Origin of the sequence: Dactylosporangium sp. CA-139114, from assembly GCF_050955725.1 — a bacterium.
Classification (GTDB): domain Bacteria; phylum Actinomycetota; class Actinomycetes; order Mycobacteriales; family Micromonosporaceae; genus Dactylosporangium.
In genome coordinates this window covers 7624784-7648384 of sequence record NZ_CP192080.1, presented here as the reverse complement: position 1 = coordinate 7648384, position 23601 = coordinate 7624784, and the positions used below count along the sequence as shown (strand labels likewise).

The following is a 23601-nucleotide window of genomic DNA, read 5'->3' as shown; positions in this document are numbered from 1 at the left end:
AGCCAGGTTACGCGCGGCCGCACCGCTTGCGCCTCGGGCCTTCGGGCCGATGTGCCCCGCCCGGTGGGGGACGCCTTCTGCGACGGGCGGCCCGGATGGTGACACTGGGTAATGCGGCGCGCCGCTGCGTCGAGGCCGGGAACGACCTGCTGACCGGGGTCGCCGGGGCGCACCCGCACCATCCGGTCGTCCTGGACCTGAAGGCGATCGTCCCCGGGGGCGTCAAGCAGGTCATCGCGCCGTGGCTGGTGCCCCGCCTCAGGAACGTGGCGACGACGGGCGCTCCCTGCAAGCAACCTTTCCCGGCGGTACGGTGTCCTTGGATCATGCCGAGCTGGGACGCCCCGCCCTCGTTCGAGGACTACGTGCGGGACCGACACCGTGAGCTGCTGCGATTCGCCTGCCTGCTGAGCGGCGACGCGCACCTCGCGGCCGACCTCGTGCAGGACGCGCTCGAGCGGACCGGCATGGCCTGGCGGCGCGTGCGCAAGCACGAGGACCCGGGCGGGTACGTGCGGCGGGTCATCGTCAACCGGTACCTCAACCGGGTGCGTGCCCTGCGCCGCGAGCGGCTCACCGACACCGCCCCCGAGGTCGTGCACGTCGACGCCGAGCCGCCGGACGAGCAGCTGTGGCGGGCGATCGTGGCGCTGCCGAGACAACAGCGCGCGGTCCTGGTGCTGCGGTACTACGACGACCTGTCCGAGCAGCAGATCGCGGCCGTCCTCGGCTGCTCGGCCGGCACGGTGAAGAGCAACGCCTCGCGCGCACTGGCCAAGCTCAGGACGGCCCTGGCCGCCCGTGACCTCGACGGGAGCGATCTGTGACGGACCTCGAGCAGCTGATCCGCCGGGAGCTCGCGGACGAGCGCCACGCACCGCAGGGGTGGACCGAGCCGGTCCGGCGCATTCGCAGGGGCATCCGGCGCCGCCGCATCCGCCGGTACGGCACGATCGCCGCCGCCGTCACCGCGCTCGCGTTCGCGGGCACCCTGCTCAGCCCGCCCGAGCCGGCGCCGGCCCCGGGACCGGGCGGCATCGCCTGGGCCGACACCCCGGCCACCCTGCCGAGCCTGGCCCGCACCAGCCCCCGCCCGGACGCGTCCCCCTGCGCCGGGTCCGGCTTCACCGCCCCGCCCTGGCTCGACGGCACGACGACGGGGGCGGACGGCACCAGGACGTACACGATGCTCGTCCCCAGCCGGCACTCCGGCCGCTGCACCCTGAGCGGCACCCCGCCCCTCATCGCCGACGGCACCGCCGTGCCCGCCGGCGCGCTGGTGCCCCGCGCCGACGGCTCCCGGCAGCCGGCGACGGTCGACCCGGGCGAGCCGGTGCGCGTGGACATCGCGGTGACCCCCTGCCCCGCCGGGCAGCCGCCGCCGGGCCGCGCGCTCGCCGTGACCATCGGCACGGCCCGGGTCGCGGTGCCGGGCATCATCGAGCCGGGCTGCGGTTTCGCGGTGAGTCCGTGGTACTACCAGGCGCCGCTGCGCAACGCCCCGCTCACGGTGACGATGACCGCCCCGGCGACCGTCCGGCGCGGCACCACCCTCGTCTACCGGGTGACGATCAGCAACGCGTTTCCACAGGCCTTCGGGCTCGACCCGTGCCCCGTCTACCGCCAGTCCCTCGGCGAGGCCCGCGGCACGTATCGCCTCAACTGCACCACGAAGACCATTCCCCGGCACAGCAGCCAGACGTACGAGATGCGCCTCGACGTCCCCGCGAGCACGCCCCCGGGCCCGGCGAGACTGTCGTGGATGGCCGCGACGCCGGACGGCACCGTGGCCATCGCGGACCTCGCCACCGGCGGCGTGACCGTGCAGGTCCAGCAGTGACGGCGGTTCGCAAGGTGACCGTGGCCGGTCGTGGAGCCGGTCGGCCACAACAACCCCCAGATCGGGCAGTGACAACTGCTCGACAACGTCGGACCTGCTGGTCGTCGGGCACGCGCGGCAGACGCCGAGCGGTCCGGTCCGGCCGATCCCGCGTCAGGAGAACGTGATCGACCGTGTCTCCTGCTGGTAGGACTCGTCAGTCTTCTCCGTGATGAGACGCTCGGCAACGGCCGGCTCGAGGTCTTCACGCGACAACAGCCATACGGTCGCCCGAATCTCCCGGTCGAAGTTGACGGCGACCTCCATGCCGAAAATCTCGGGCTGCGATGGAATCGGATGCTGCAGCCGGATGTAGGACTCCTCGTCGTGTCCCACTCCGTGCATCAGGCAGGCCAGGTGGCCAGAATCGATCGACTTCAGGTGGCCGGAGTACGAGAGCTCGCCTACGCCCGGATCGGTAGCCGTGACGACGAGCCGGCCCCGCCGGTCCAGCCGGACGTTCCACACCTCACGCCGCAAGATAGCAACGTTTCGAACCCGGCTGAAATGAAAGGCGTACCACACGCCGATCAGCGCGGCATTCGGACCGCCTTGGACCCGACGCCTCGATGCCATCCCCGCGAAAAACTTCACGATCGCTGTCAGGATATAAGGCGCCACGATGCCGACGATGGCAAAAACTATTTCAGACTGGTACTTTTGCAGCAACCCGCCCAACATTCGCCCTTTTCGCCCGAAGCGTTACCTGGCTTCATGGTATCGCGTCGTATCAATGGGCGCCGTAGTCGCTGACCGCCGGACCCGCTCGACGGCTATCCGCGGCGGCTCTCCACGAGGTAGAACTCCGATGCGTGGCGGTAGGGACCACCGTCGTAGTCGCCGTACTCGGCCTCGATCGTCAGTCCGGCCGCCTCGAGCAGCAATCGCCACTCACTGGGAGCGACGAAGCGATTCACCCAGCGGACGGTCCGGACCCGGACGCCGCCGGTCTCGTCCTGTCGGCGGTACCGTCGCAACTGCACGGCGAGACCGGACGCGGCATCGAACGAGTACTGGCAGCTCATCGATGTTGTCGATCCGTCCTTCGTCCGGGACTTCACGAGGTGATCCCGCCCGTCGTTGGCCAGCCACGCCGGCCAGGTCGACCACGCCAGCGCCTCGAAGACGAACCTGCCACCCGGCCGCAGTACTCGTCGGACCTCCCGCAGTACCGATCGAACCTCGGCCTGCGTGAGGCAGTAGTTCAGTGCACCGAAAGGGCAGATGATGAGTTCGAGTGACGTGGACGCCAATGGAATCGCATGCATGCTGGCGCACACCGTCGACACCCGAAGGTCATTCTCGATGGACCGCTGGGCGAGCGCCCGCAGCATGTTGGGTGATCTGTCCAAACCTATGATGCGGGCGCCGAACGCGGCGAGGGGCAGTGCAACGCGTCCGGATCCGACGCCAAGTTCCAACGCCCGTTCTCGGCCCACAATGCTCGACCAGTAACCAAGGTCTTCCGTGTAGTCCTCATAGGTCCAGTCATAAAGGTCTGGATGGTCCTCGACCGACTCGACGTCGACGTCGGCGTCGAGTCGGGGACAGTCACTGATCACGATTCACTCGGACCGGTGTAGAGGGCAACTCTGAACCCGAGATCGACGTATGCATTCTGGGGTGGATCGAAGGAGCGAAACTGCACCTCACGTGAGAGGGGCTCGCGAGAGAACCAGGAACCGCCGCGGACCACCCGGTCAGCATCGCCCTGCAGGTCGTGCCGCCCCGGTTCTTCCGCACCGTAGCTGACCGCTTTTGACCGGGTCCATTCCCAGACGTTCCCGACCAGGTCCAACGGTCCACCTGACCACGTCGACCACGGGAACAGGCCGACCGGGACGGCGTACTGCAGCCAGTCGCCGTGCTCCCGGCGCACGTGCGCCATATCGTCCGACCATGCTCCGGCCCATGGATGAGCGCGACCATCGGGCACGTCCATGCAGGCACGCTCCCATTCGAACTCGGTCGGCAGGTCGAACCGGTCGGCCGGTCCGATCCGGTCGGCCCGGCGCATGACGTTCGTGAGCCATCGACAGTACGCCAGCGCCTCCCACCAGTTGACACCGACAACCGGCTGTGCGGGACCGTTGTACCGCGGGTCCCACCAGTACAGCGGTACGTTGCGCATGAGCAGTTGGTCGACGAATTCCTCGATGAAGTCATGGTCGACGATGCCCTCGGAGAGTTCCTTGCGAAAGTGCAGCCGCTGCGATCGAATGAACGATTCGCGCGGGCCATGCTCCCCATCGATGAAATCGGCGTCCTGGGCGGCCCATCGTCTTGCCGGTCCCACGGGCCAGAGGTCGGCGTTGCTGTAGCCCGCAGCACTGATGAAATGGCTGTATTCGCGATTGGTCACCGGGTAGGTCGCGATCGCGAACCGGTCGAAGGTCTCGCGACGCGCCGGGCGCCATGCGATGTACTCCGCCTGGTACTTCTCCTCGGCTGACCCGCCCGGCAGGTGTCGGCCGATCGGGAAGGACCCTGCCGGCAGCCAGACCAGAGCCGGCATCTGCGGCTGATCCTGCTCGCCGGCGGCCAATGCCGCGGACATTGTCGCGGCGCGGTCCCTCATCCTCAACGGGGTGCCCCGATCGCCGACCAGCTGCGCCGCGACAGCCAGGATGTCCGACTTCAGGGCGGAGGATCGACCGGTGGGCGTCTCGGCCGCGACCGAAGCAAGGACCTCGCCGGCCAGCACTGCCAGCGCCGGGGAGTCGGCCTCGTACAGCTCGTTGGCGATCTGGCGGGCCGATCGACGACCAGCCATGTCACCCTGCGCGCTGGCCCACAGCCGCAGCGGAGCATGCCAGACCTCGTCTCTGCAGAGCTCGATGAGGAGCGCGGAGTCCCGCCGGACGAGCGCACAGCCGGCGAAGTAGTCCCGAAACATCGTTTGGCGGAACGTGAAGTGCGACGATGGCACGGCCGTCAAGAGCCCGTACCCGTCGCGGAGGTAGTGTATGTAGTCGAGCGTCACGGGAAAGACGTCCAGGAAGTCCTCACCCTCGTCCGCCGCCAAGGCACGGGAGATCGGCTCGTTGATCATCCGAACCGAAATCGAGGTCGCGGACCGATCACCGGCGGCGGAACTGACGATGTCGAACGCGATCTCTTCCAGAATCGAGTGGATCTCCGAGTTGTAGTTCGGACGACGGAAGCATGCCGGTCCACCGTTGGCAAAGCGCCGGCGCGGACGGTCGAGGAGAAACTCGTCGATCGCATACTTGCAAAACCGCCCGATCGACGTCGGAACGAAGCCCTTCTGCTCGACCGAAGCGACAAGAAGGTGCAGGAGGTAGGGAACCCGCGCGGCTGCGGCCAGCGACCGGTCCGCGCGGACGGCCGCGATCAACTGGTCGGCCAGGTTCCTTCTTGGATAGTTCACTGATGCAGCCACCCTCGGATGTACGCCTCGACATCTCGTTGCCTGGGTGCGCGGAGCTGATACGCCTGCAGCGACGGAAGTTTGGCACACGTCGAGGAGAACCAGGCCGCCTCGCTGATCGTGACGACCATGCGCAACGCGGGGAACTGGCCTTCCAGACGTACGATCGTCGCGGCGAACTGAGCGGGCGACCATTCGGCCGCCGTGTGCGCGGCGGAATCGTGCTGATCCGGGCCAGGGTTGGCGATCTCCTCGACCCCGTCCACGAAGAGAAGGCCGTACTCGAGCGCATCACGTACGGCGTCGCGAGCCTTCGGCGGATCGGCGCGCAGACCGGCCGACCGCACCGCCGCGCTCGCCACCGCGTCGGCGATCTCCTGGTCAGTACTCTCGGCGAGAAAACGTCCATACGTGAGGATGGGGACGGGCTGAACGGCGCGGCCGCTGACGAGCTCGCGCGCCAAGTTCGCGGCGTAGTAGCGACACAACGACGTGCGCCCCGTTCCCGGCGCTCCGACGAAGACGGCGGAGCGCTGGTTGCCATGCAGGACGATTCCGTCCAGCGGCAGTCCGGGGTCGTCCTCGTCGTCAGCGGAGGCGCGTCCGAGATTGTCCAGTTCCCGGGCGCCGAGTGGCATCCAGACGTCGGACAGCGATCGTCCGTCGTGGTTCACGCCCTCTTCGGGAACCGGCACGAAATTCGCAAGCATGCCAAGGTACTCCCGGAGATCGGGCGAAAGGGTCCGCCCGGTCGCCGGCGTCTCCTCGTCACGCACATCTGCCGGCCGGGGCGGCCGGGGCACGGCGCCGTGCCGAGGGCTCTCCGGATTGATCCTGCGCGGGATCGAGGTGTCATTCGACATCACTGGATTCCTTCACGGACGTCGAGGGCATTCGGCAAGCGACCGGCGTCTTCACCGGGGCGAGGCGACCCAGGCTGTCCCGCTCCCACGTTCGGCCGTCGAAGTCGACGAATCGCAGGACGAGCGGCGAGGCCAGTGACTGGTCGCACGGCCGGTCGATGGTGAGCTCGTATGTGGTCTTGCCGGGTATCAGCAGACCGTGATGGAGGTGGCAGAGGTGGACTGCCCCATCGGCGCTGTCCGCGGTCCACTGGAACAGCGGTAGTCGGGTCGCATTCTCGAACTGGACGGCCCAGTACGGCTGCGCGTTGTCCTGAAACACAGCCATCCACGCGCCGACGGCCGTCTTCACCTGCATCCGGCTCAGTCGTTCGGTGCGCAGGACGGTCACGACTGCGGTGATGACAGCTGCGAGCTGACCGATGCCGGTTACCCAGTCACCCCATGTGCCGGCCGAGTCGTGGTCGAAGTGCTTGCCGTATGGGCGTAGTCCCCACAGCGGCAGCGCCAGAACCATGACCAGTACGACGAGGAGCGTCCAGCGTGTCCCGGCACTGCGCCAGGTCCATTTCACGATCTCGGCCAGCCGCATGGATCACCCGGACATCAACCGTGACGGATCGGTAGTACGGAGGATCTTCTGGGTCTCCTCCGACAGCGGCTCGTCGGACAGCAGCGCGGCCACCAGTTGCCCGGTGACGGGCGCCAGTGTGATACCGACTCCGAAGTGCCCCGTCGCAATCACGAGCCGACGTTGCGAGTTGTCCACGTAGCCCACAAGTGGGCACCCGTCGACGGTCGCCGGTCGAATGCCGGCCCACTCCGACAGGGGCTCCCATCCGCTCGCGGAAGGGACCAACGCCAGCAGGCTCTTGATGATCACGGAGCTGCTCTCGGCCGTTGGCTCCTCGTCCCAGCGCTGCTCGTCGTAGGTGACGCCGGCGATCACGCGTCCGTCGCTGCGCGGAACGATGTATGCCGAGTGGCTGACCTCTTCCAGTTTGGCCTTCGCATAGACGTGGTGCCGAAACGGATATGTCACGGCGCCGGGAACTCTGAACTCGGCGGCTTGACCACGAACGGGAAAGACCGCCTCGCTGATCCCTGGCACGAGATCGGCTGACCACGCCCCGGCCGACACCACGCACTTGTCGGCAGTGATCTGCTCCTGGCCCAGCCGCACGATGACACCGGTAGCAGTTGGGCGCACCTCGTCGACGCGCTGGCCGGTGCGCACCGTGATGGTGGAAGTCCGGTCGATTGCCGCGCCCAGAGCCCGCATGAGGACGCGCGGCTCGAGAGCCCCCTCCGAAGGCAACCGGAAGGCGCACACGACCTCGGGCGAGAGCAGCGGCTCGTCGCGCCTGAGATCGGCCAGATCGACGTCCTCCACCGTGAAGCCCTGAGCACGCCACTCGGGCACAAGCCCTTCACGCAGCCGCATCTCCTCCGTCACGGAGAGCGCGACCTGCAGCAGGCCGGTGTCGAGATAAGGCACCGTCACGCCCGAAAGGCTTTCGATGTCATCGAGCCACCCTCGATACATCGCCCGGCTGGCCTCGGCCACGATGCGCAGGGGGCCTCGACAGAAGTCGTCACTCTGCGGCGTGATGCCGCCGATTGCCGCGCCGCTCGCGGCCAACCCGAGATCGGCCCGCTGCTCGACGATCACGATCTCGGCGAACTGCTCGCGGGCGGCAAGGGCGACCGCACACCCGATCACCCCACCGCCGACGACGACGAGTCGGCCGGCCGTCAATGCACAGCCCCTAAGCCATTGACCACGTTCGGGTCGGGGCGTCCGGCCGCGAGATTCACGAGGGAGGTCACGCACATCTCGGCCATGGCGTCCCGAGCGTCATGCGTGAGGGATCCGAGGTGCGGCGTGATCAGGAGACGTGACTGCGGATACTCCAGCAGCGCGGCGAGCTCCGGCACGTCGGCGCCGTAGAAATTGTCGAACGCGGCCGACTCGATTTTGCCGTTGCCGAGGCCCTCCAGTAGGGCGGCTGGTTCAACGATCGACGGCCGTGCGGTGTTGACGAGCACCACTCCGGCGTCATCGAACAGCCGGACCTCCTCGGACCCGATCATGCCTCGGGTCTCAGCGCTCTCCGAGACCATGACCACCACGGCCTCGGACCAGGCCAGAAGGTCAGGCAAGGGTCGATATGTCAGGCCGAGCCGCTCTTCCGTCTCGGGCTTGCGAGTGCGGGAGTAGTAGGAAACCTCGGCACCGAACGCCACTCGCGCGATCTCCGCGATGCGGGAGCCGATCGCGCCGAGTCCGACGACCGCCAGGCGGTGCCCACCGATGTCGCGCTGCTTGTCGGGATTTGCGTGACCACTGCGGAAGTCGGCCGCGTAGGCGGGGATCTGCCGGCGCTGCGCGAGAAGCATCCCGATCGTGAACTCGGCGACGGTGTTGGTCAGCGTGCCCGGCGTGTTGGTGACCGCGATGCCGAGGTCCCGCGCCGCATCGGCGTCCACGAACGAGGAGTAGCCGACACCGAGGAACCCAACCACCTTGAGCGACTTCGCCCGGGCGAGCGCAGCGCGGGACGCGAACTCGTCTCCGCCGAGAAGATAGGCCGTGCAGGGCTCCAGAGCCTTTCCCAGCCGCTCTTCATCCAGCAGCTCGGGCACGAGGTTCACGGTGAACCCGGCTGATCTCAGTTTGTCGAGGTACCGATCGTCGACGCTCGAACCGGTAACCAGGATTTGACCCAACTCGGCTGCCATCTGCGCTCCAATCAGTGTGCGGTTCGCGATTCATAGAGGGATGTGAGCTCGTCATAGTAACGCATTCGCGCATCGACGCCGGACTTCGCGCCCGAGGAGTACTGAGACGCCGTTTCAGGCTGCATCGATATCATGGTCGACGCAATGCGTGAAATGATTGCCGAGTGCTCGGTGTCTTCTTCGATGTTTGCCCGTAGAAATGCGCGGTGTCCCGCATCGGGCCACGCCTGGTCGAACGCCTTCTCTACGGCCGAGTACTCCGGCACCAGCATGCGTTCGTTACCGACTCCGAGACTGCCCAACGCCGACAGCGTCGACGTCATTGATCTTGCGATGGCTTCGAGGAAGCGCTGCGTGGGCGGCGCGAGTCTCATGTCGTCCTCAACGATGCCCATGCTCTCGCGCAAGTTGTGCAGCAGCGTGGGATGGGCGAACTTCGCCTCATCCCGCGTTGTCGGCCCGTGCTCACCGTGCACGACTACATTGAACATGGCCCGCAGATGGACGTTGACGATGGTGCTGGCCGTGAGGCTCAGGAGCTGCGCAAAAACCCCTGTGACAAAAACTTCCTGCTCCACCCACAACGCGAGCGCGTCCCGAGAGCGCCCGGCGATCGTGAAGAAGCGATGGTGCTCCACCCCGCACCTGTCGACCAGGGCATCTGCTTCGATCACCGCCGGGTGAAGATCCGGAAACTCGACGCGCCTGAATCGGCTGTCGTAGTCCCAGTCCCTCGCGTTTGCGTCGACCAGTGCATCAGCTGCACCGACGTGCCATGGCGTGTAGAGACTTCGACCCTCCAGGGTCATGCGCTCCCCGCCTCCCCCTACCAGGATTACGGACGAACAAGCCGTATGAGTCGCCCCACATTACGAAATTCGATGAACCGTCAGATCAGCCATATGTACGATCTCGGATGTCGAGCTGGCTCGGGACCGACCCATATCGTTCGATGTGCGGCACTGGGCGGCGCGACCGTCGGCACCGTTGAAGATCCTATGGGACACTGTCGACTCCCGTACAGCCTCCGCACGGTCGACCGGCCTGGCCGCTCGGCTGGCAGATTCCGCATCCGCCCGGGGGATGGAGCGTCGCTCGCTTACCTTGTCGCGGCCGCCGCCGAGCTACCGCGACAATGATCGTCATGGTTACCCCGAGCGCGCCGAGATAGGTTGCGAAGCCCGCCTCGGCCAGCGACCACCGATCCACCGTAAGGAGCGTGATTCCCGCGCTGGTCGCCACACAGGCATAGATCATCAAAGATTCACTGTGCGGATCTTTCCACGCCTTACGAAACGTCGGCACGGCCGCGAGCAAATCCGCTGTCACCGCAAGCATGACGGACGCGCCGGCGTCCCGGAACGTGACCCAGGCGACCAGCGCGATCAGGGCGAGCCCACCGCAGAGGACGTCCAGGCCGGAGACCGACCATCGCACATCACGGTCGCGAAGCAGAACGGCGAAGACCACAGCCGGATTGGCGGCGACCACCAGCGTGAGGATCGATTGCAGGCCGACCGAGGAGCCGACCTGGACCACAAACGCCACGCCTGGTGCAACCGCCCAGACCAGCCATGTGACAGGGTGCGGCCGGACCGTGTTGCGGATGGCGCCGCGCACGTACCAGGCCGTGCCGAAGATGTTGAACGCAACGGCGCAGAGTACGAACCTGGGATCGAGCATGTGCTGCCCCGGCCGCCGTGGACTAGCGATCTGTGTCGGGCGCGATGGGACGCGCAGGCTCGACCGAGGGCTGCAGGGTCAGCGGCGTCGCGAGATTCATCAGACGTAGATATATGCGTCGCATCTTGTCGAGGTCGGACCGGAGCATGGTCACCTGCCCTCTCGCACGCCCCTCGGGGTCGAAGAGATCCTCGAGGCCGACCTGCCCGTTGAATTCGATGAAGCCCTCGCCGATGTCGGTCAGGACGCCCCTGTCGGCCCGTTCCAGGTAGTCGCGGGAGATGTAATAGCCGCTGAGGCCCGTGGCCGCCTCGACGGTGTGTGCCTTGATCGGCGGTAACTGGATGAACTTCGCAAGCCGGTGCTCCTCGACGATGAATATTCGGGCGACTGTCGCGCCCCGCCCGGCCGCCTCGAGGTTCTTCGCGAGGAAGTTCTTCTCCAGTTGGGAGTCGTTCCATTCCTCGTCCGAGGATAAGGACACGGCATGGGCGTACTGCCCCGGCCGTAGCGCGTCGAACTGACGGAACAACCACTCGTAGTAGTCCGTGGTCTGCAATGAATCCGAACGCTTTTCCACCGCGATCCGGCGAAGCTTCTCGGTCGCGTCGATGACGATCTGCTCCTTGACCGCACGGAACTCGATCTCCGTGACACTGAGGTACCGCTGCAACAGCCCGTCGACGAGATCAACGTTGGACTCCGCCTGGAGATCAACGATCTCCGCGAGCTTTCGGACCGGCTGCAGCTCCTCCGAGATGGCCTGCTGCAAGGCGAACCGCAGGATTGCCAGCAGCAGGCCGACGATGGCCACTATCAGTGCGAGCTGCGATCCGGCGGGGCTGTGGTTGAAGTAGAAGTAGTTGGCCGCTTCGGCTCCAACGGCGATAACGAAGCCGACGACCGCTTCGCGATACTGGGAGAAAAACCCGCCACGGCGAGCGGTGCCGGAAACAGTCATGAAGGAACGGTGCCGCCTCACCTGAGACCACCCTCAAGGTGCCGACCGAGCGTCATGGGCTTCACTCCTCGCATCTTCGCGCACGGCCGCAAACTGAAGCGCGATGATCAGATTGCGCGCGTCTGCTCCGGCGCGTTCACCCGGCGCCGCCACGATCGACCGGTGCGCTGGTTCCCCGGGCTTCGGTCACCGGTCCCGAGCGCGGATCGTTTACTGCGATCGGCGTGGTGGTGAGGCCGAGTGGCTGGATGCCGCGCTGAAGATGTCGCCCAACGGGGATTTGCCGCGGTCGTGGCCGGGCGCGGTGAACCATTCGCGGCCGCAGACGGCGCGGAACAGCGGGCCCGGCAACCGCGAGAGCAGCGCCAGGGTGCGAATGCCGCTCCCGCCCTCCGACTGGGACACGTGCGCCCGCATGGCCGCGCGCTTCTGGTGCTCGTAGGCCTTCACGTCCACCACGTGCGTGATGTCCTCGCGCGCGGTGAAGACCCGGGACGGGTCGCCGAAAGGCAGCGACGGCAGGAAGCGGCCGGCCACCCGGAGCACGGCCAGCAGCGCGCGCAGCGACGCGCGGTCCACCGTAGCCTCGAGCAACGGCGTGCCCGTCAGGGCCGAGGCCGCCCGCGCCACCCGATGGACCTGCACGTGGTCCGGGTGGCCGTAGCCGCCGTTCGCGTCGTAGCCCGTCAGCACGTCCGCCCGCTCCGAGGTCAGGATCGCCGCCAGCCGGGCGGCCGCCTCGTCCACGGGCACGGACGCGAAGCCGGCGCCGCCGGCCAGGCCCGAGTCGGCGTACCCCAGCGTCTCGACCCGCGCGCAGCCGAGCGCCGACGCGGCCGCCATCAGCTCCGCGTGGCGGCGGGAGCCCAGGCCGGCACTCGAGGAGGCCAGGCCCGCCTCGCCCAGCGTGGCCGTCACGAGCACGACCCGGTGGCCCTCCGCCGCCGCGCGGGCCAGGGTGCCGCCCGTCAGCAGGGACTCGTCGTCGGGGTGGGCGTGGAACGAGACGATCGTGTGCTTAGGCATGCGCCCGTCGGTCCAGGAACGCCGCGGCGCGCGCGTAGAGCTCGTCCGCCGCGTCCAGCACGGTGTCCCATCGCACGCACGGTGCCACCGCCCGGTTGTGGGCGGAGACCGCGGCGACCCGTGACGGATCGTCCAGCAGCGACGACAGGGTGTTCTGCAGCTCGACGTCCGAGTGGACCAGCCAGCCCTCGACGCCGTGCTGGATGAAGTCGGCCACGCCGCTGCCGGCCCTCGCCACCACCGGCAGGCCCGCGCTGCGCGCCTCCAGGGCCGCGATGCCGAACGACTCGCGGGGGGCCGGGGCGATGTAGACGTCGGCCGAGGCGAGCAGCGAGCGGATCGAGGTGCGGTTGAGTGCCCCGGTGAAGGTGATCTCGGGGCAGACGGGTGTGGCGCGCCGCAGGCGGGGCAGGAGCGGGCCGTCGCCGACGAGGATCGCGCGGAAGTTCGGGTTCGTCTCGCGCAGGGCGAGCAGGGTGCGCAGCAGGGCTCGGGGGCGCTTGCGGCGCACCATGCGCATCACCGAGATGAACGTCGGGATCGCCGAGGCCGGGGGAGTGGGCGGCAGCAGCCAGGCGGCCGGGTCGATGCCGTTGGGCAGCACGGCGACCGGGGTGCCGTCCAGGGCCTCGCGCACGGCCTCGGCGGCGGCGCTGGAGACCGCGGCCCACTGCACCGGCCACGAGGCGGCGTCGAGCGTGCGGGCGAAGCGTCGTACCAGTGGCAGGATGTCGTGCCACATCGAGTGCACCGACACGACCGTCGGCAGGCCGGTCGTCGCCGCCGAGCGGGCCGCCGTCCAGGCCAGCGGGGAAAAGGCGGAGACGTGGGCGTGGACCGCCTCGATGCCGTGCGCCCGCAGCGTGGAGCCGAGCGCCTCGCCACCGAAGCGGCGGTAGGGGCCGGCGCCGACGCCCGTGATGCGCAGCGTCGGCACGTCGTCCTGGAACATGGCGGCGGCCGTCGTCGTCAGGACCATCGTCGAGTGGCCCAGGCGCGACTGGCGTAAGGCCAGGTCGTGCACCTGCAGCTCGACGCCGCCCAGGCGGGGGAGGTAGACGTCGGTCACGTGGGCTATGCGCATCTACGGCAAGTCTTTCGTCAAAGGGGGGCTACGCGGTGCGCCGGCCGAGCAGCCACAGCGCGGTGGCGATGCCGCCGACGGGGATCTCGGCTACGAAGACGAACGCGCGGTACAGCAGCACCCCGGCCAGGGCCCCGGTGGGGTCGGCGCCGAGGGCGATGATGACCGCGATGGTGCCCGCCTCGACCAGTCCCGCGCCGCCCGGGGTGATGGCGGCGAGGGTCAGGAGGCGCTCCGCGACGAGCCCGGCGAGGATGACGGGCCACGGGAGGTACACGTGAATGGCGACGAAACTGAGCCACAGCAGCGCCCCCTGCAGCGCCCAGTAGCCGGCCATGCCCCAGCTCAGCTCCGCCCAGCGGCGGCGCACGAGGCTGTCGGTGCCGTCGAGCAGCTCGGTGGTCGCCGACGTCCAGCCGGGGGTCCTGCCGGATTTCGCGAACCTCCCGAACACGCGCTCCGACCACGCGACCAGGCGCAGCAGGGGAGCGGCCCGGCCCAGCAGGGCGGCCGTGACCAGCACGCCGGCGAGCGCGCAGGTCAGCGCGCACAGCACCCAGAGCGCGCCGTGGCCGACGGGGGTCGTGTCGGCGGCCAGGAGCACCCCCACGGCCACCAGCGGCATGAAGAGCTTGGCGATGAGGTCCCACGCCTTGGAGACCACGACGAACCGGGCGAACTCGAGGCCGGTGTGCCCCCAGCCGCGGACCATCCCGAGGTTGAGCACGGTGCCGGCCACCCCGCCCAGCGGCAGGACGTTCGACACGGCGCTGCCGGACAGGTTCAGCGTCAGCGCGCGGCGGTGCGACAGGCCGGGCAGCGACGCGGTGAGCACCGACGTGTGCACCACCAGGCCCAACAGCCACACACCGCCCAGGAACACCGGCCAGCGCCAGCCGAGGTGTGCGATCATCCGCCACGCCTGCGACCACGAGGCACCGAGCTCGCCCAGGTGCACGGCCGACCACGCCACGAACCCGACCGCGCCGGCCAGCAGCAGCGACCGGCGCGCTTTCACCGCCATGCGGTCCCTCCCCCGTGCGGCCCAATCCAAGTCGCTCAAGGTCGCAGACGGAACCTGAAGAAATGCTGAACGGAAGCCTACGTCTAGATTGTGACAGCTGTTGCGGTGCTTTCGCGCACGATCAGCTCCGTGGCGAGCTCAATGCGTGGCGATTCGATCCGCTCGCCGTTCACGATGCGTAGCAGCGTGCGTGCGGCGGCCACGCCCATCTCGTGCAGCGGCTGGCGCACGGTCGTCAGCGGCGGCGCGGTCCACTGGGCGAAGTTCAGGTCGTCGAACCCGACCACGCTGACGTCGCCGGGGATGGTGCGCCCGGCCCGGCGGACCGCCTCGTAGACCCCGGTCGCCTGCTGGTCCGAGCCGGCGAACACGGCGGTCGGCGGGTCCGGCAGGGCGAGCAGGGACTCGGCCGCGCGCAGCCCGCCGTCGTGGTGGAAGTCGCCGTACCGCACCAGCTGCCGGTCCACCGGCAACCCGGCGGACTCCAGCGCCGCGCGATATCCGGCGATGCGCGCCCGGGTGCACTGGAACTGCTCGGGGCCGCCGATCGCGGCGATGCGCCGGTGCCCGAGCGACGCCAGGTGCTCGGCCGCCGCGTAGCCGCCCGCGAAGTTCGTCGCGCCGATCGACGGCGTGTCCGGCGGCGGCTGGTTGACGGCGTCGATGATGACGAACGGCAGATTGCGCCGGCGCAGGTCCTCGTGCTGGCGTTCGGCCATCTCGGACAGGACGAGGATGGCGCCCCCGGAGCCGCGCGCGAGCAGCGACTCGACCCAGCGGCGGGTCAGCGACTGCCGGTTGTGCACGGCCGAGACGACCAGGCTCAGCCCGGCCTCCTCGACGACCTCCTCGACGCCGGTGAGGATCGACAGCCCCCACACGCTGTCGAGCTCGTTGATGACGAGGTCGATGAGGTCGGTGCGGCGCCGCCGCCCGTTCCTGGCCGCGCGGGGCCGCTGGTAGCCGCGCTCGGCCAGCAGCCGCTCCACGGTCTGGCGGGTCTTCGCCGAAACATCCGTGTGCCCGTTGAGGACCTTCGAAACCGTCGAGACGGCGACCCGCGCCTCCCGCGCGATCTCCGCCATCGTGGGCCTGCCGTGCAGCGTCATGACCTCACCCGAGTTTCGAAAGCTGTTGCCGGGGTGCTTGGTGATCGGCACCGTACACCCCGCAGCCCGCTTTCGAAACGTTCCCGAAAGGGCGGACGGCGGCGACCGGCAAGCCGCGGCGACCCATGACCTAGTTTCCTAGGACGCGCAACATGCTGTGACGGTGGCCGCTGGGCCGGCCGCGGCTACCGGGAGTGCCCGACGAGCTCGATGCGGGGGACGGTGTCGTGCGGGAGGCCCGCGTAGTCCCAGCTGACGATGACGTCGAGCTCGCCGCCGAGCGCCCGGTTGAGCAGCTCCTGCAGCAGCACGCCGTCGGGGTCGTGGACGGTGTCGACGGTGTCGTAGCCGCTGCGGTCGGCGTGGTCGTTGCACGCGTCGACGTACCGCATCTCGCGCAGATAGATCACGGCCCGCAGGGGTGGCAGGTTGGTGTCCATGTACTGTGCATCGCGGCCCGGCGCCGGTTCGCAACAATTCGGGTCAGGGCAGGATCGCATCGACATATCCGCCGTCGACGCGCACCGCGCCGCCGGTGGTCGCCGAGGCGAGGGGTGAGCTGAGGTACACCACCAGGTTCGCGATCTCCTCGGGCTCGATGAGCCGTTGCAGCAGCGACTGCGGCCGGTGCCGGCGCATGAACTCGCGCTGGGCCTCCTCCCAGGGCAGATTGCGGTCGACGAGCTGGTAGACGAAGTCCTCCACGCCGCTCGTGTGGGTGGGCCCGGCGATCACCGAGTTGACGGTGACCCCGCTGCCGGCGGCCGCCTTGGCGAAGCCGCGGGCGACGCCGAGCAGCGCCGTCTTCGACACCCCGTAATGGATCATCTCGGCCGGGATCGCGACGGCGGAGTCGCTGGCGATGTACTGCACCCGCCCCCACCCGGCCGCGATCATCCCGGGAAGGTAGGCGCGGGTGAGGCGTACGGCGGACAGGACGTTGGTCTCGAAGTAGCGCCGCCACTCGTCGTCGGTGATCTCGAGCGGCTCGCGGGCCCCGTAGATCCCCAGGTTGTTGACGAGGATGTCGACGGCGGGGAGCGCCCGCAGCACCCGCTGGGTGCCCTCGTCGGTGGCGACGTCACCCGGCGCGGCGACGAAGTCCCCGTCGCCGAGCCGGTCGAGGGCCGCGGCGACCGACTCGTCGCCGCGGCCGTTGACGCCGACGCGGGCGCCGGCCCGCGCGAGCCCGGCGGCGATCGCGGCGCCGATGCCGCGGGTGGATCCGGTGACGAGCGCGGTGCGCCCGGTCAGGTCGATCTCCATCTGACCAATCGTGCCACCGGCTCGCCGTGTCAGTGGAAGACCTTGAGGCCGATGACGCCGGCGACGACCAGGAGCAGGCACAGCACGCGCGGCACGCCGGCCGGCTCGCCGAGCAGGATCATGCCGGACAGGGCGGTGCCGGCCGCGCCGATGCCGACCCACACGGCGTAGCCCGTGCCGACCGGGATCGTGCGCAGGGCGTAGCCGAGGCCGAGCATGCTCAGCGCGAGGGCGACGGCGAAGACGACGCTGGGGACGAGCCGGGAGAAGCCCGCCGAGCGGCTCAGGGCGATCGCCCACACGGACTCGAACAGGCCGGAGACGACGAGAACAAGCCAGGCCATGACCACCACACCATGCTTTCGGGCGGTCGTCTTTGCAGGCCGGGTACGACTCCACTCGTCCGGGAGCACCGCGAGTGCGGCGTCACGGTGAGTGTAGCTGCGACAACGATGTTCGCCGCCGGCGGGACCGGCGTGCGCGCCCGGAGCCCGCGAGCCGGGGCGATCGTCCCGGCGCGGTGTGATCGCTAGGCTGGACGGCATGCAGGTGCGCACCGCCCGCCAGACGCCGCGGCCGGAGGCCGGGCGTTTCGCGGAGCCGCCGAGCCCGCGCGTGGAGGACCGGCTCGTCGCGGGCCACCGGCCCGCCCGCTGATAGCGTGCTGGCGTGCAGATCCGATTCGACGTGCCGGCCGATCCCGGCTACCCGGGCCGTGTCGCCGCGGTGCTCAGCGCGGCCCGGCTGCGCCGGTTCACCGTGATCGGCGCGTGGCTGCTCGGGCTGGGCGTCGTCGGGGTCGCGCTGGAGCGGACGGCGGACTGGGGCCGGTCGCTGCACTCGCTCTATCTCGCCCTGATCATCGGCGGGATCCTGTCGATGCTCTATGCGCCGTGGGTCCGCTTCCAGGCCAAGCGCCGCTCGGGGCAGTATGCGGTCGAGGGCGGCTACGACATCACCGACGACAACATCATGATGCGCAGCGGCTCCGAGGAGGGCGGCATCGCGTGGGACGGCGTCTCGCGGGTGACCGAGACGCCGGAGTTCTGGATCGTGTACGTCGGGCGTATCCCCGCCACGGTGATCCCGAAGGCGTTCATGAGCGCGGAGGACGCCGAGACCCTCCGCGCGTTCATGGTCCGCAGCAGCCTGCTCGCGGGCTAGCCCCGGCGCGCCCGGTGCTCGGCGCGGGCGGGGGCGCCGACCTCGTGCAGGAAGGCGAGGGCCTGCCGGTAGGACGCGACGAGCCCGGTCTTGGCGTAGGGCAGCCCGATCTGCGCGCAGTAGGCCTCGACGATCGGCTGGGCCCGGCGCAGGTTGGCCGACGGCATGCCGGGGAACAGGTGGTGCTCGATCTGGTAGTTCAGGCCGCCCATCGCGTGGTCGGCGATCCAGCCCCCGCGCACGTTGCGTGAGGTGAGCACCTGCTTGCGCAGGAAGTCCTCGTCGCCGGTCGGGTGCGGCATCCCCTTGTGGTTGGGGGCGAAGGTCATGCCGAGGTACACCCCGAAGATCGCCTGGTGCACGAGCAGGAACGCGAGCGCCTGCAGCGGGGAGAGCACGAGCAGCAGCGCGCCGACGAACGCGACGGCGTGCACGACCAGCAGCGCGGTCTCCAGGCCGCGGCGCTTGACGGTGCCGTTGCGCAGGGCCTTGACGCTGGACACCTTCAGGTCGATCGCGAGCAGCGTGAGCAGCGGGAAGAACAGGCCCGCCTGGTGGCGGGTGATGAAGCCCTTCAGCCCGCGCCGCCCGATCGCCGACTCCGTCGCCCAGATGAGCACCTCGGGGGTGACGTCCGGGTCGAGGTCGTCGTGGTTGGGGTTGTTGTGGTGGCGGGTGTGCTTGTCCATCCACCAGCCGTAGCTCATGCCGATGCCGAGGTTGCCGGCGACGAGCCCGGCCACCTCGCTGGGGCGCTTGGTGCGGAACACCTGCCGGTGGGCGAGGTCGTGAGCGACGAGGGCCAGCTGGGTGAACGCCACCGCGAGGACCGCCGCGGTGGCCAGCTGCCACCAGGACGAGCCGATGAGGGCGAACGCGGCCCAGCCGCCGGCGTACAGGAGTGCGACCACGCCGATGCGGACCGCGTAGAAGGCGGGCCGGCGCTGCATCAGCCCCTCCGCGTTGATCCGGCGGGCCAGAGCGGCGAAGTCGCTGCCGGTCGTCGGCCGCGAAATGGTGGCAGTCATGGCTCCATCACAGCGGCGCCGGGGCGTCGCGTCAGGAGCGCTATGTCGTGCGCGGGGGTGGTGCTAGCACCACTGTCAGGTTCGCCGGGCACTATATGACGTGTGGATGTGGCGGCGACCGGTGTGTGGGTGGGCCGGCTGGCCCGGCGCGGCGTGAGCGCCGTGCTGGCCGGTCTGGCCTCGGTCGGCCTGGCCTTGACCAATCTGCTGCTGCTGGTGATGGCGCTCGTGGCGCTGATGCTGGCGCCGGTGCCGTTCCTCGGCCTGGCGCTCGTGCCGTGGGCGATGGCCCTCGTTCGGATGCGAACGGACCTGGAGCGGCGGCGGGCCTGCCGGGCCCGGGTGGTCGTGGCCCGCCCGTATCATCCGCCGCCGCCGGGGGCCGTCGCCGGCAGCTGGCCGTATTTCCGGTGGACCGTGACCGACCCGGCCACGTGGCGGGACCTCGCGTGGCTCGTCCCCGGGGCGATCGTCGGCGCCGGGCTCGGGTGCGTCGCGGTGCTCATCCCGCTGTACGGGCTGGCCGGCCTGACGCTGGCGCCGGTGTGGATCTGGCTCGGCACCGGCTGGTACGGCTACGGCGCCGTGTGGCACCTGCGGGCCCCGGCCGAGGTGCTGATGTGCCTGCCGCAGGGCGCGTTCGTCCTGGTGGCCGGCCTCGGCGTGGCGCCCTGGCTGCGCCGGGTCGACGCGCTGTTCGCCCGGCTGTTCCTCGCCCCGACGAGGGCCGCCGAGCTGCGGTTGCGGGTCGCCCAGCTGACGGTCACCCGGGCCGACACGGTCGACGCCCAGGCCGCCGAGCTGCGGCGTATCGAACGCGACCTGCACGACGGTGTCCAGGCCCGGCTCGTCTCCCTGAGCATGATCATCGGCCTGGCCGACACGCTGCTGGACCGTGACCCGGCCCAGGCGCACAAACTGCTCGCCGAGGCCCGGGAGGCCAGCGGCACGGCCCTGGACGAGCTGCGGCACCTCGTGCGCGGCATCCATCCGCCGGTGCTCGCCGAGCGTGGTCTCGCCGGCGCGATCCGGGCCCTGGCGATCAGCCTGCCGCTGCCGATCGCGGTCGTCATCGACCTGCCGGGCCGGCCGGACACGCCGGTGGAGTCCGCGGCGTACTTCGCCGTCGCCGAGGCGCTGACCAACATGATCCGGCACAGCCGGGCCCGCAGCGGATCGGTGTCGATCCAGCACGCCGGCGGCGGCCTGACCATGGTCGTCACCGACGACGGCAACGGCGGCGCGGATCCCGCCTGCGGCACCGGTCTGCGCGGGATCGAGCGCCGCCTCGCCGCCTTCGACGGCACCATCGCGCTGTCGAGTCCGTCCGGGGGACCCACCGTCATCACCATGGAGTTGCCGTGCGCGTTGTCATCGCCGAGGACCATGCCCTCCTACGGGACGGGTTGACCCGGCTCCTGCAGGCCTTCGACTTCGAGGTCGTCGCCGCGGTCGACAACGGCCCGGCGCTGCTGCCCGCGCTCGCCGAGCACCGCCCGGACGTCGCCGTGATCGACGTGCGCCTGCCCCCGACGTTCACCGACGAGGGCCTGCAGGCCGCCATCGCCGCCCGTGCGGCGATGCCCGGCCTGCCCGTGCTCGTGCTGTCCCAGCACGTGGAGCCGCTCTACGCCCGTGAGCTGCTGAGCACCCCCGACGGCGGCGTCGGCTATCTGCTCAAGGACCGGGTCTCCAACGTCGACGAGTTCGTCGGCGCCGTGCGCCGCGTGGCCGGCGGCGGCACCGCCATGGACCACGAGGTGATCACGCAGATGCTGGCCCGCCGGGAGCCGCTGGCCGTGCTCACGGCCCGCGAGCGGGAGGTGCTGGGGGAGATGGCCGAGGGCCGTTCCAACGCCGCGATCGCCGCCAAGCTGGGCATCACGGAGAAGGCGGTCAGCAAGCACATCAACAACATCCTCACCAAGCTCGACCTGCCGCCGTCCGACGACGACAACCGGCGCGTCCTGGCGGTGCTGGCCTATTTGAACGCGTGAGGGGCCGGCGCCCGCGCGTCTGCTGCGTCGAACCGGAAATGTGCGCTCCGGCCGATGGGTTGCGCCGAACATGACGACGATCGGACTCATCGGCAGCGGCAACATTTCGGGCGCCCGGCGGGCGCCGCGGACCGGCCCGCGCTGCCGATCCTCGGCGACGACGCCGCCGCGAAGCGGGCCGTGACGCAGTTCCTCGACGCGATCGGCTGGGACGCCGTCGACGGCGGGGACCTGGCGGAGAGCTGGCGCTCCCAGCCGGACACGCCGGTCTACGGCACGCCGTACCGCGAGGGCCCCGCCGACGCCCCCGCGATCCGGGCGCTGCTGGACAAGGCCGAGCGCTAACGCGTCTGGCGCACCGACCCGTCGGCGGAGATGCGGATCTCCGCCTGCGGGGTCGGGTCCGCGCACGACGGCCCCGCGTCCGGGCAGGCTCCCCGCGGCCGCACGGTGACCGACGCGGCGACGGCCAGCGGCGCGCCCGGCGGCGTCGACACGTCCACGGTGACCGCCTCCAGCGTCAGTTCGGGGATCGGCGCGTAGCCGTAGCCGGGCGCCGGCCCCGGCTGGCGCACCGCCCCGCACACGGCCGCGGGGTCGCCGGTCGACGGGCACGGCAGCGCGCTCAACGTCGCCGACACCGGCAGCGGCACGTCCAGCTCGCGGCAGCCCCACGACCCGCACACCCGCAGGTGCACCAGCGGCACCCGCTGCGCCACCGCCTCGTCGACCGAGACCCCGAAGCCGCGCATCAGGGCCGCCGAGCCGGCCTGGGAGTGGACCGGCCCGGCGGGCGCGCACCCGCTCAGCAACACCGCGGCCAGGGCCGCGAGCAGCAGTCGTCTCACACGGACACAGACGCCGCCGGCGGCTCGGCGGTTCCCGCCGCGCGCAGCAGTGGCAGCAGCCCGCGGCCCTGGCGCTCGACCTCGGCCAGGTAGGGCGTGTCCGAGAGCACGAAGTGGGTGACGCCGAGCTCGCGGTAGCGGCGCAGCGCCCGTGCGACGTCCGCCGCGGAGCCGACCAGCCACGTGGTGCCGGCCCCGGCGCCGCCGACCCGGCCCGGCGCCGTGAAGAGGCACTCGTCGAGCACGTCGCCGCGCGCGGCGAGGGCCCGCAGGCGCTCCTGCCCGGTGGCGGCGTCCCAGTTCGCGTCCCGCGCGACGCCGGCCGCGCCCATGCGGGCGACCCGAGCCTCGGCCTCGGCCCAGGCCTCCGCGGCGGTGTCGCGGACCAGTGTGGTGATCCGCAGGCCGAACTCCAGCGGCGGCAGGTCGCGCCCGTGCCGCGCGCCGAGTGCGCGCAGCCGCTCGATCCGCTCGCGGACCCCGTCGAGGGGTTCGCCCCAGAACAGCTGCACGTCCGCCTCGGCCGCCGCGACCCGCTCGGCGGCCTCGGAGGCGCCGCCGAAGTACAGCCGCGGGTGCCGTCCCCGCACCGCGAGGGTGGACTGCTCGACGCTGAAGAACTCGCCGCGGTACGTGACCCGCTCCTGCGTCCACAGTCGCCGCACGACCTGCAGGAACTCGCGTGTGCGGTCGTAGCGGCGGCCCGTGTCGGCCTCGGCGTCGCCGTATTCGGCGAGGGAGTCGCGGCCGGAGACGACGTTGGCGAGCACCCGGCCGCCGCTGAGGTGGTCGAGCGTGGCGGCCGCGGCGGCGAAGCGGGCCGGATGCCAGTAGCCGGGCCGGATCGCGATCAGCGGCCGGAACGTGGTCGTGCGCGCCGCGAGTGCCGTGGCGACGGTGAACGTGTCGGGCCGAGCCCATCCGGCGCCGATGAGCGCCCCGCCCCAGCCGTGCGCCTCGACCGCGAGGGCCTGCGCGGTGAGCGTGTCGAGGCTGTTGTGCCCCTCGACCACGTCGTCGCCGCGGTGGCCCGGCCGCACCTCGTTCGGGATGTACCACAGATATTCGCTCGCCGCGTCTTCGCCCGCCATGGCCAAATCATATGAAGCAGATCGGAAAATCCGCTAGGCGTCGGGGTCGGGTCCGGCGTCGACGCCCTGCGCCGCGTGCTGGAGTGGAAGGGTCTGCGGGTGCGCCAGGTCGTCAACATCACCGACGTCGGGCTCACGGTCGTCGCGAGCGACCTCGGCGAGGACAAGGTCGAGGCCGCCGCGCGCCGCGGCACTTCGACATCCACACCGGCGGCGTCGAGCACCGCGAGATCCACCACGTCAACGAGATCGCGCAGTCCGAGGCGTACCTCGGCGAGGACCGCCCCTGGGTGCCGCTGTGGCTGCACAACGACCTCAACACCCCGCGGGCGCTGGCCGACCTCGACACCGTCGTGCGCGGCGACGACCTGCCCGACACCGGCCTCGCGGCGCTGCCGGCCGCGGCCGACACGGTGCTCGGCCTGAGCCTGGGCGAGCTGAACCC

The 23601-nt window shown here is 70.2% G+C and carries 26 protein-coding genes and 1 riboswitch; of the genes, 6 read left to right on the top strand and 20 right to left on the bottom strand.

The annotated features are described in order from the left end of the window. The first annotated feature begins 95 nt into the window (after window positions 1-95). Complete coding sequence (locus ACQP2P_RS34060; protein WP_433607915.1) at window positions 96-827, top strand: SigE family RNA polymerase sigma factor; 732 nt, start codon at window positions 96-98, stop codon at window positions 825-827. Beyond that, the gene (locus tag ACQP2P_RS34055; protein WP_433607913.1) at window positions 824-1840 is read left to right on the top strand and encodes a hypothetical protein; all 1017 of its coding nucleotides are present in this window, start codon (window positions 824-826) and stop codon (window positions 1838-1840) included. The genes ACQP2P_RS34060 and ACQP2P_RS34055 overlap by 4 nt, the downstream gene beginning before the upstream one ends. 153 nt (window positions 1841-1993) lie before the next feature. On the opposite strand, the gene ACQP2P_RS34050 is transcribed toward ACQP2P_RS34055, so the two are convergent. The 17 genes from ACQP2P_RS34050 to ACQP2P_RS33970 form a co-directional block, all read right to left on the bottom strand. Next, window positions 1994-2548 carry a hypothetical protein gene (locus ACQP2P_RS34050; protein WP_433607911.1) on the bottom strand — a complete coding sequence of 185 codons (555 nt, stop codon included), beginning with the start codon at window positions 2546-2548 and terminating at the stop codon, window positions 1994-1996. Window positions 2549-2652: 104 nt separating this feature from the next. Continuing rightward, entirely contained in the window at window positions 2653-3441 is a 789-nt protein-coding gene (locus ACQP2P_RS34045; protein WP_433607909.1) for a class I SAM-dependent methyltransferase, read from the bottom strand. Further along, complete coding sequence (locus ACQP2P_RS34040) at window positions 3438-5270, bottom strand: formylglycine-generating enzyme family protein (protein WP_433607907.1); 1833 nt, start codon at window positions 5268-5270, stop codon at window positions 3438-3440. Before ACQP2P_RS34040 ends, ACQP2P_RS34045 begins: the two co-directional genes overlap by 4 nt. Continuing rightward, on the bottom strand, window positions 5267-6133 hold the full coding sequence (locus ACQP2P_RS34035; protein WP_433607905.1) for a hypothetical protein: 867 nt from the start codon (window positions 6131-6133) through the stop codon (window positions 5267-5269). The genes ACQP2P_RS34040 and ACQP2P_RS34035 overlap by 4 nt, the downstream gene beginning before the upstream one ends. Further along, entirely contained in the window at window positions 6123-6725 is a 603-nt protein-coding gene (locus ACQP2P_RS34030; protein WP_433607903.1) for a hypothetical protein, read from the bottom strand. The genes ACQP2P_RS34035 and ACQP2P_RS34030 overlap by 11 nt, the downstream gene beginning before the upstream one ends. Window positions 6726-6728: 3 nt before the next feature. After that, entirely contained in the window at window positions 6729-7892 is a 1164-nt protein-coding gene (locus ACQP2P_RS34025; RefSeq protein ID WP_433607901.1) for an NAD(P)/FAD-dependent oxidoreductase, read from the bottom strand. After that, window positions 7889-8875 (bottom strand): 2-hydroxyacid dehydrogenase, encoded by a 987-nt coding sequence (locus ACQP2P_RS34020; RefSeq protein ID WP_433607899.1) that lies wholly within the window; start codon window positions 8873-8875, stop codon window positions 7889-7891. The genes ACQP2P_RS34025 and ACQP2P_RS34020 overlap by 4 nt, the downstream gene beginning before the upstream one ends. A gap of 11 nt (window positions 8876-8886) precedes the next feature. Beyond that, window positions 8887-9684 (bottom strand): iron-containing redox enzyme family protein, encoded by a 798-nt coding sequence (locus tag ACQP2P_RS34015; protein WP_433607897.1) that lies wholly within the window; start codon window positions 9682-9684, stop codon window positions 8887-8889. Window positions 9685-9871: 187 nt separating this feature from the next. Next, window positions 9872-10558: a hypothetical protein gene (locus ACQP2P_RS34010; RefSeq protein WP_433607895.1), complete on the bottom strand. Its 687-nt coding sequence runs from the start codon at window positions 10556-10558 to the stop codon at window positions 9872-9874. Window positions 10559-10580: 22 nt separating this feature from the next. Beyond that, entirely contained in the window at window positions 10581-11519 is a 939-nt protein-coding gene (locus ACQP2P_RS34005; RefSeq protein WP_433607893.1) for a hypothetical protein, read from the bottom strand. 210 nt (window positions 11520-11729) lie between these two features. Then, complete coding sequence (locus ACQP2P_RS34000) at window positions 11730-12545, bottom strand: PIG-L family deacetylase (RefSeq protein WP_433607891.1); 816 nt, start codon at window positions 12543-12545, stop codon at window positions 11730-11732. Next, a complete protein-coding gene (locus ACQP2P_RS33995; protein ID WP_433607889.1) occupies window positions 12538-13629 on the bottom strand; it encodes a glycosyltransferase family 4 protein in 1092 nt (363 codons plus the stop codon). The genes ACQP2P_RS34000 and ACQP2P_RS33995 overlap by 8 nt, the downstream gene beginning before the upstream one ends. Window positions 13630-13657: 28 nt before the next feature. Further along, entirely contained in the window at window positions 13658-14653 is a 996-nt protein-coding gene (locus tag ACQP2P_RS33990; protein WP_433607887.1) for a lysylphosphatidylglycerol synthase transmembrane domain-containing protein, read from the bottom strand. An 83-nt stretch (window positions 14654-14736) separates the two neighbouring features. Next, entirely contained in the window at window positions 14737-15762 is a 1026-nt protein-coding gene (locus tag ACQP2P_RS33985) for a LacI family DNA-binding transcriptional regulator (RefSeq protein WP_433607885.1), read from the bottom strand. 185 nt (window positions 15763-15947) lie between these two features. Continuing rightward, window positions 15948-16202: a hypothetical protein gene (locus tag ACQP2P_RS33980; RefSeq protein ID WP_433607883.1), complete on the bottom strand. Its 255-nt coding sequence runs from the start codon at window positions 16200-16202 to the stop codon at window positions 15948-15950. A gap of 43 nt (window positions 16203-16245) precedes the next feature. After that, the gene (locus ACQP2P_RS33975) at window positions 16246-17028 is read right to left on the bottom strand and encodes an SDR family NAD(P)-dependent oxidoreductase (RefSeq protein ID WP_433607881.1); all 783 of its coding nucleotides are present in this window, start codon (window positions 17026-17028) and stop codon (window positions 16246-16248) included. Between the two features lie 29 nt (window positions 17029-17057). Next, window positions 17058-17372, bottom strand: a complete 315-nt coding sequence (locus ACQP2P_RS33970) for a DMT family transporter (protein ID WP_433607879.1) — start codon at window positions 17370-17372, stop codon at window positions 17058-17060. Between the two features lie 21 nt (window positions 17373-17393). Beyond that, window positions 17394-17455: riboswitch (guanidine-III (ykkC-III) riboswitch) on the bottom strand. 242 nt (window positions 17456-17697) lie between these two features. Between ACQP2P_RS33970 and ACQP2P_RS33965 the strand changes: the two genes are divergently transcribed. Continuing rightward, complete coding sequence (locus tag ACQP2P_RS33965; RefSeq protein WP_433607877.1) at window positions 17698-18192, top strand: YcxB family protein; 495 nt, start codon at window positions 17698-17700, stop codon at window positions 18190-18192. On the opposite strand, the gene ACQP2P_RS33960 is transcribed toward ACQP2P_RS33965, so the two are convergent. Then, on the bottom strand, window positions 18189-19220 hold the full coding sequence (locus ACQP2P_RS33960) for a fatty acid desaturase family protein (protein WP_433607875.1): 1032 nt from the start codon (window positions 19218-19220) through the stop codon (window positions 18189-18191). The two genes, ACQP2P_RS33965 and ACQP2P_RS33960, sit on opposite strands and share 4 nt — an antisense overlap. A 102-nt stretch (window positions 19221-19322) precedes the next feature. Here ACQP2P_RS33960 and ACQP2P_RS33955 point away from each other — a divergent pair, with 102 nt between their 5' ends. The 3 genes from ACQP2P_RS33955 to ACQP2P_RS33945 are packed head-to-tail and all read left to right on the top strand — an operon-like array spanning window position 19323 to window position 21562. Next, window positions 19323-20630 (top strand): sensor histidine kinase, encoded by a 1308-nt coding sequence (locus tag ACQP2P_RS33955; RefSeq protein ID WP_433607873.1) that lies wholly within the window; start codon window positions 19323-19325, stop codon window positions 20628-20630. Then, on the top strand, window positions 20582-21217 hold the full coding sequence (locus ACQP2P_RS33950) for a response regulator transcription factor (RefSeq protein ID WP_433607871.1): 636 nt from the start codon (window positions 20582-20584) through the stop codon (window positions 21215-21217). The genes ACQP2P_RS33955 and ACQP2P_RS33950 overlap by 49 nt, the downstream gene beginning before the upstream one ends. Window positions 21218-21271: 54 nt before the next feature. Further along, entirely contained in the window at window positions 21272-21562 is a 291-nt protein-coding gene (locus ACQP2P_RS33945; protein ID WP_433607869.1) for a hypothetical protein, read from the top strand. Here ACQP2P_RS33945 and ACQP2P_RS33940 read toward each other — a convergent pair. Together ACQP2P_RS33940 and ACQP2P_RS33935 are read right to left on the bottom strand one after the other, a co-directional pair. Next, on the bottom strand, window positions 21559-22065 hold the full coding sequence (locus ACQP2P_RS33940; RefSeq protein ID WP_433607867.1) for a hypothetical protein: 507 nt from the start codon (window positions 22063-22065) through the stop codon (window positions 21559-21561). The genes ACQP2P_RS33945 and ACQP2P_RS33940 overlap by 4 nt on opposite strands. Next, window positions 22062-23156, bottom strand: coding sequence for an LLM class flavin-dependent oxidoreductase (locus ACQP2P_RS33935; RefSeq protein WP_433607865.1), 1095 nt, complete (start codon window positions 23154-23156; stop codon window positions 22062-22064). Before ACQP2P_RS33935 ends, ACQP2P_RS33940 begins: the two co-directional genes overlap by 4 nt. Window positions 23157-23601 lie beyond the last annotated feature (445 nt).

Bases quoted from the DNA above. Each gene is read 5' to 3' on its own strand.
- ACQP2P_RS33980 (WP_433607883.1), bottom strand. From the start codon at position 16,202: ATGGACACCAACCTGCCACCCCTGCGGGCCGTGATCTATCTGCGCGAG.
- ACQP2P_RS34015 (WP_433607897.1), bottom strand. From the start codon at position 9,684: ATGACCCTGGAGGGTCGAAGTCTCTACACGCCATGGCACGTCGGTGCA.
- ACQP2P_RS34010 (WP_433607895.1), bottom strand. From the start codon at position 10,558: ATGCTCGATCCCAGGTTCGTACTCTGCGCCGTTGCGTTCAACATCTTC.
- ACQP2P_RS33985 (WP_433607885.1), bottom strand. From the start codon at position 15,762: ATGACGCTGCACGGCAGGCCCACGATGGCGGAGATCGCGCGGGAGGCG.
- ACQP2P_RS34020 (WP_433607899.1), bottom strand. From the start codon at position 8,875: ATGGCAGCCGAGTTGGGTCAAATCCTGGTTACCGGTTCGAGCGTCGAC.
- ACQP2P_RS33995 (WP_433607889.1), bottom strand. From the start codon at position 13,629: ATGCGCATAGCCCACGTGACCGACGTCTACCTCCCCCGCCTGGGCGGC.
- ACQP2P_RS33960 (WP_433607875.1), bottom strand. From the start codon at position 19,220: ATGACTGCCACCATTTCGCGGCCGACGACCGGCAGCGACTTCGCCGCT.
- ACQP2P_RS34030 (WP_433607903.1), bottom strand. From the start codon at position 6,725: ATGCGGCTGGCCGAGATCGTGAAATGGACCTGGCGCAGTGCCGGGACA.
- ACQP2P_RS33990 (WP_433607887.1), bottom strand. From the start codon at position 14,653: ATGGCGGTGAAAGCGCGCCGGTCGCTGCTGCTGGCCGGCGCGGTCGGG.
- ACQP2P_RS33945 (WP_433607869.1), top strand. From the start codon at position 21,272: ATGGGTTGCGCCGAACATGACGACGATCGGACTCATCGGCAGCGGCAA.
- ACQP2P_RS34035 (WP_433607905.1), bottom strand. From the start codon at position 6,133: ATGTCGAATGACACCTCGATCCCGCGCAGGATCAATCCGGAGAGCCCT.
- ACQP2P_RS34000 (WP_433607891.1), bottom strand. From the start codon at position 12,545: ATGCCTAAGCACACGATCGTCTCGTTCCACGCCCACCCCGACGACGAG.
- ACQP2P_RS34060 (WP_433607915.1), top strand. From the start codon at position 96: ATGGTGACACTGGGTAATGCGGCGCGCCGCTGCGTCGAGGCCGGGAAC.
- ACQP2P_RS33975 (WP_433607881.1), bottom strand. From the start codon at position 17,028: ATGGAGATCGACCTGACCGGGCGCACCGCGCTCGTCACCGGATCCACC.
- ACQP2P_RS34005 (WP_433607893.1), bottom strand. From the start codon at position 11,519: ATGACTGTTTCCGGCACCGCTCGCCGTGGCGGGTTTTTCTCCCAGTAT.
- ACQP2P_RS33935 (WP_433607865.1), bottom strand. From the start codon at position 23,156: ATGGCGGGCGAAGACGCGGCGAGCGAATATCTGTGGTACATCCCGAAC.
- ACQP2P_RS33970 (WP_433607879.1), bottom strand. From the start codon at position 17,372: ATGGCCTGGCTTGTTCTCGTCGTCTCCGGCCTGTTCGAGTCCGTGTGG.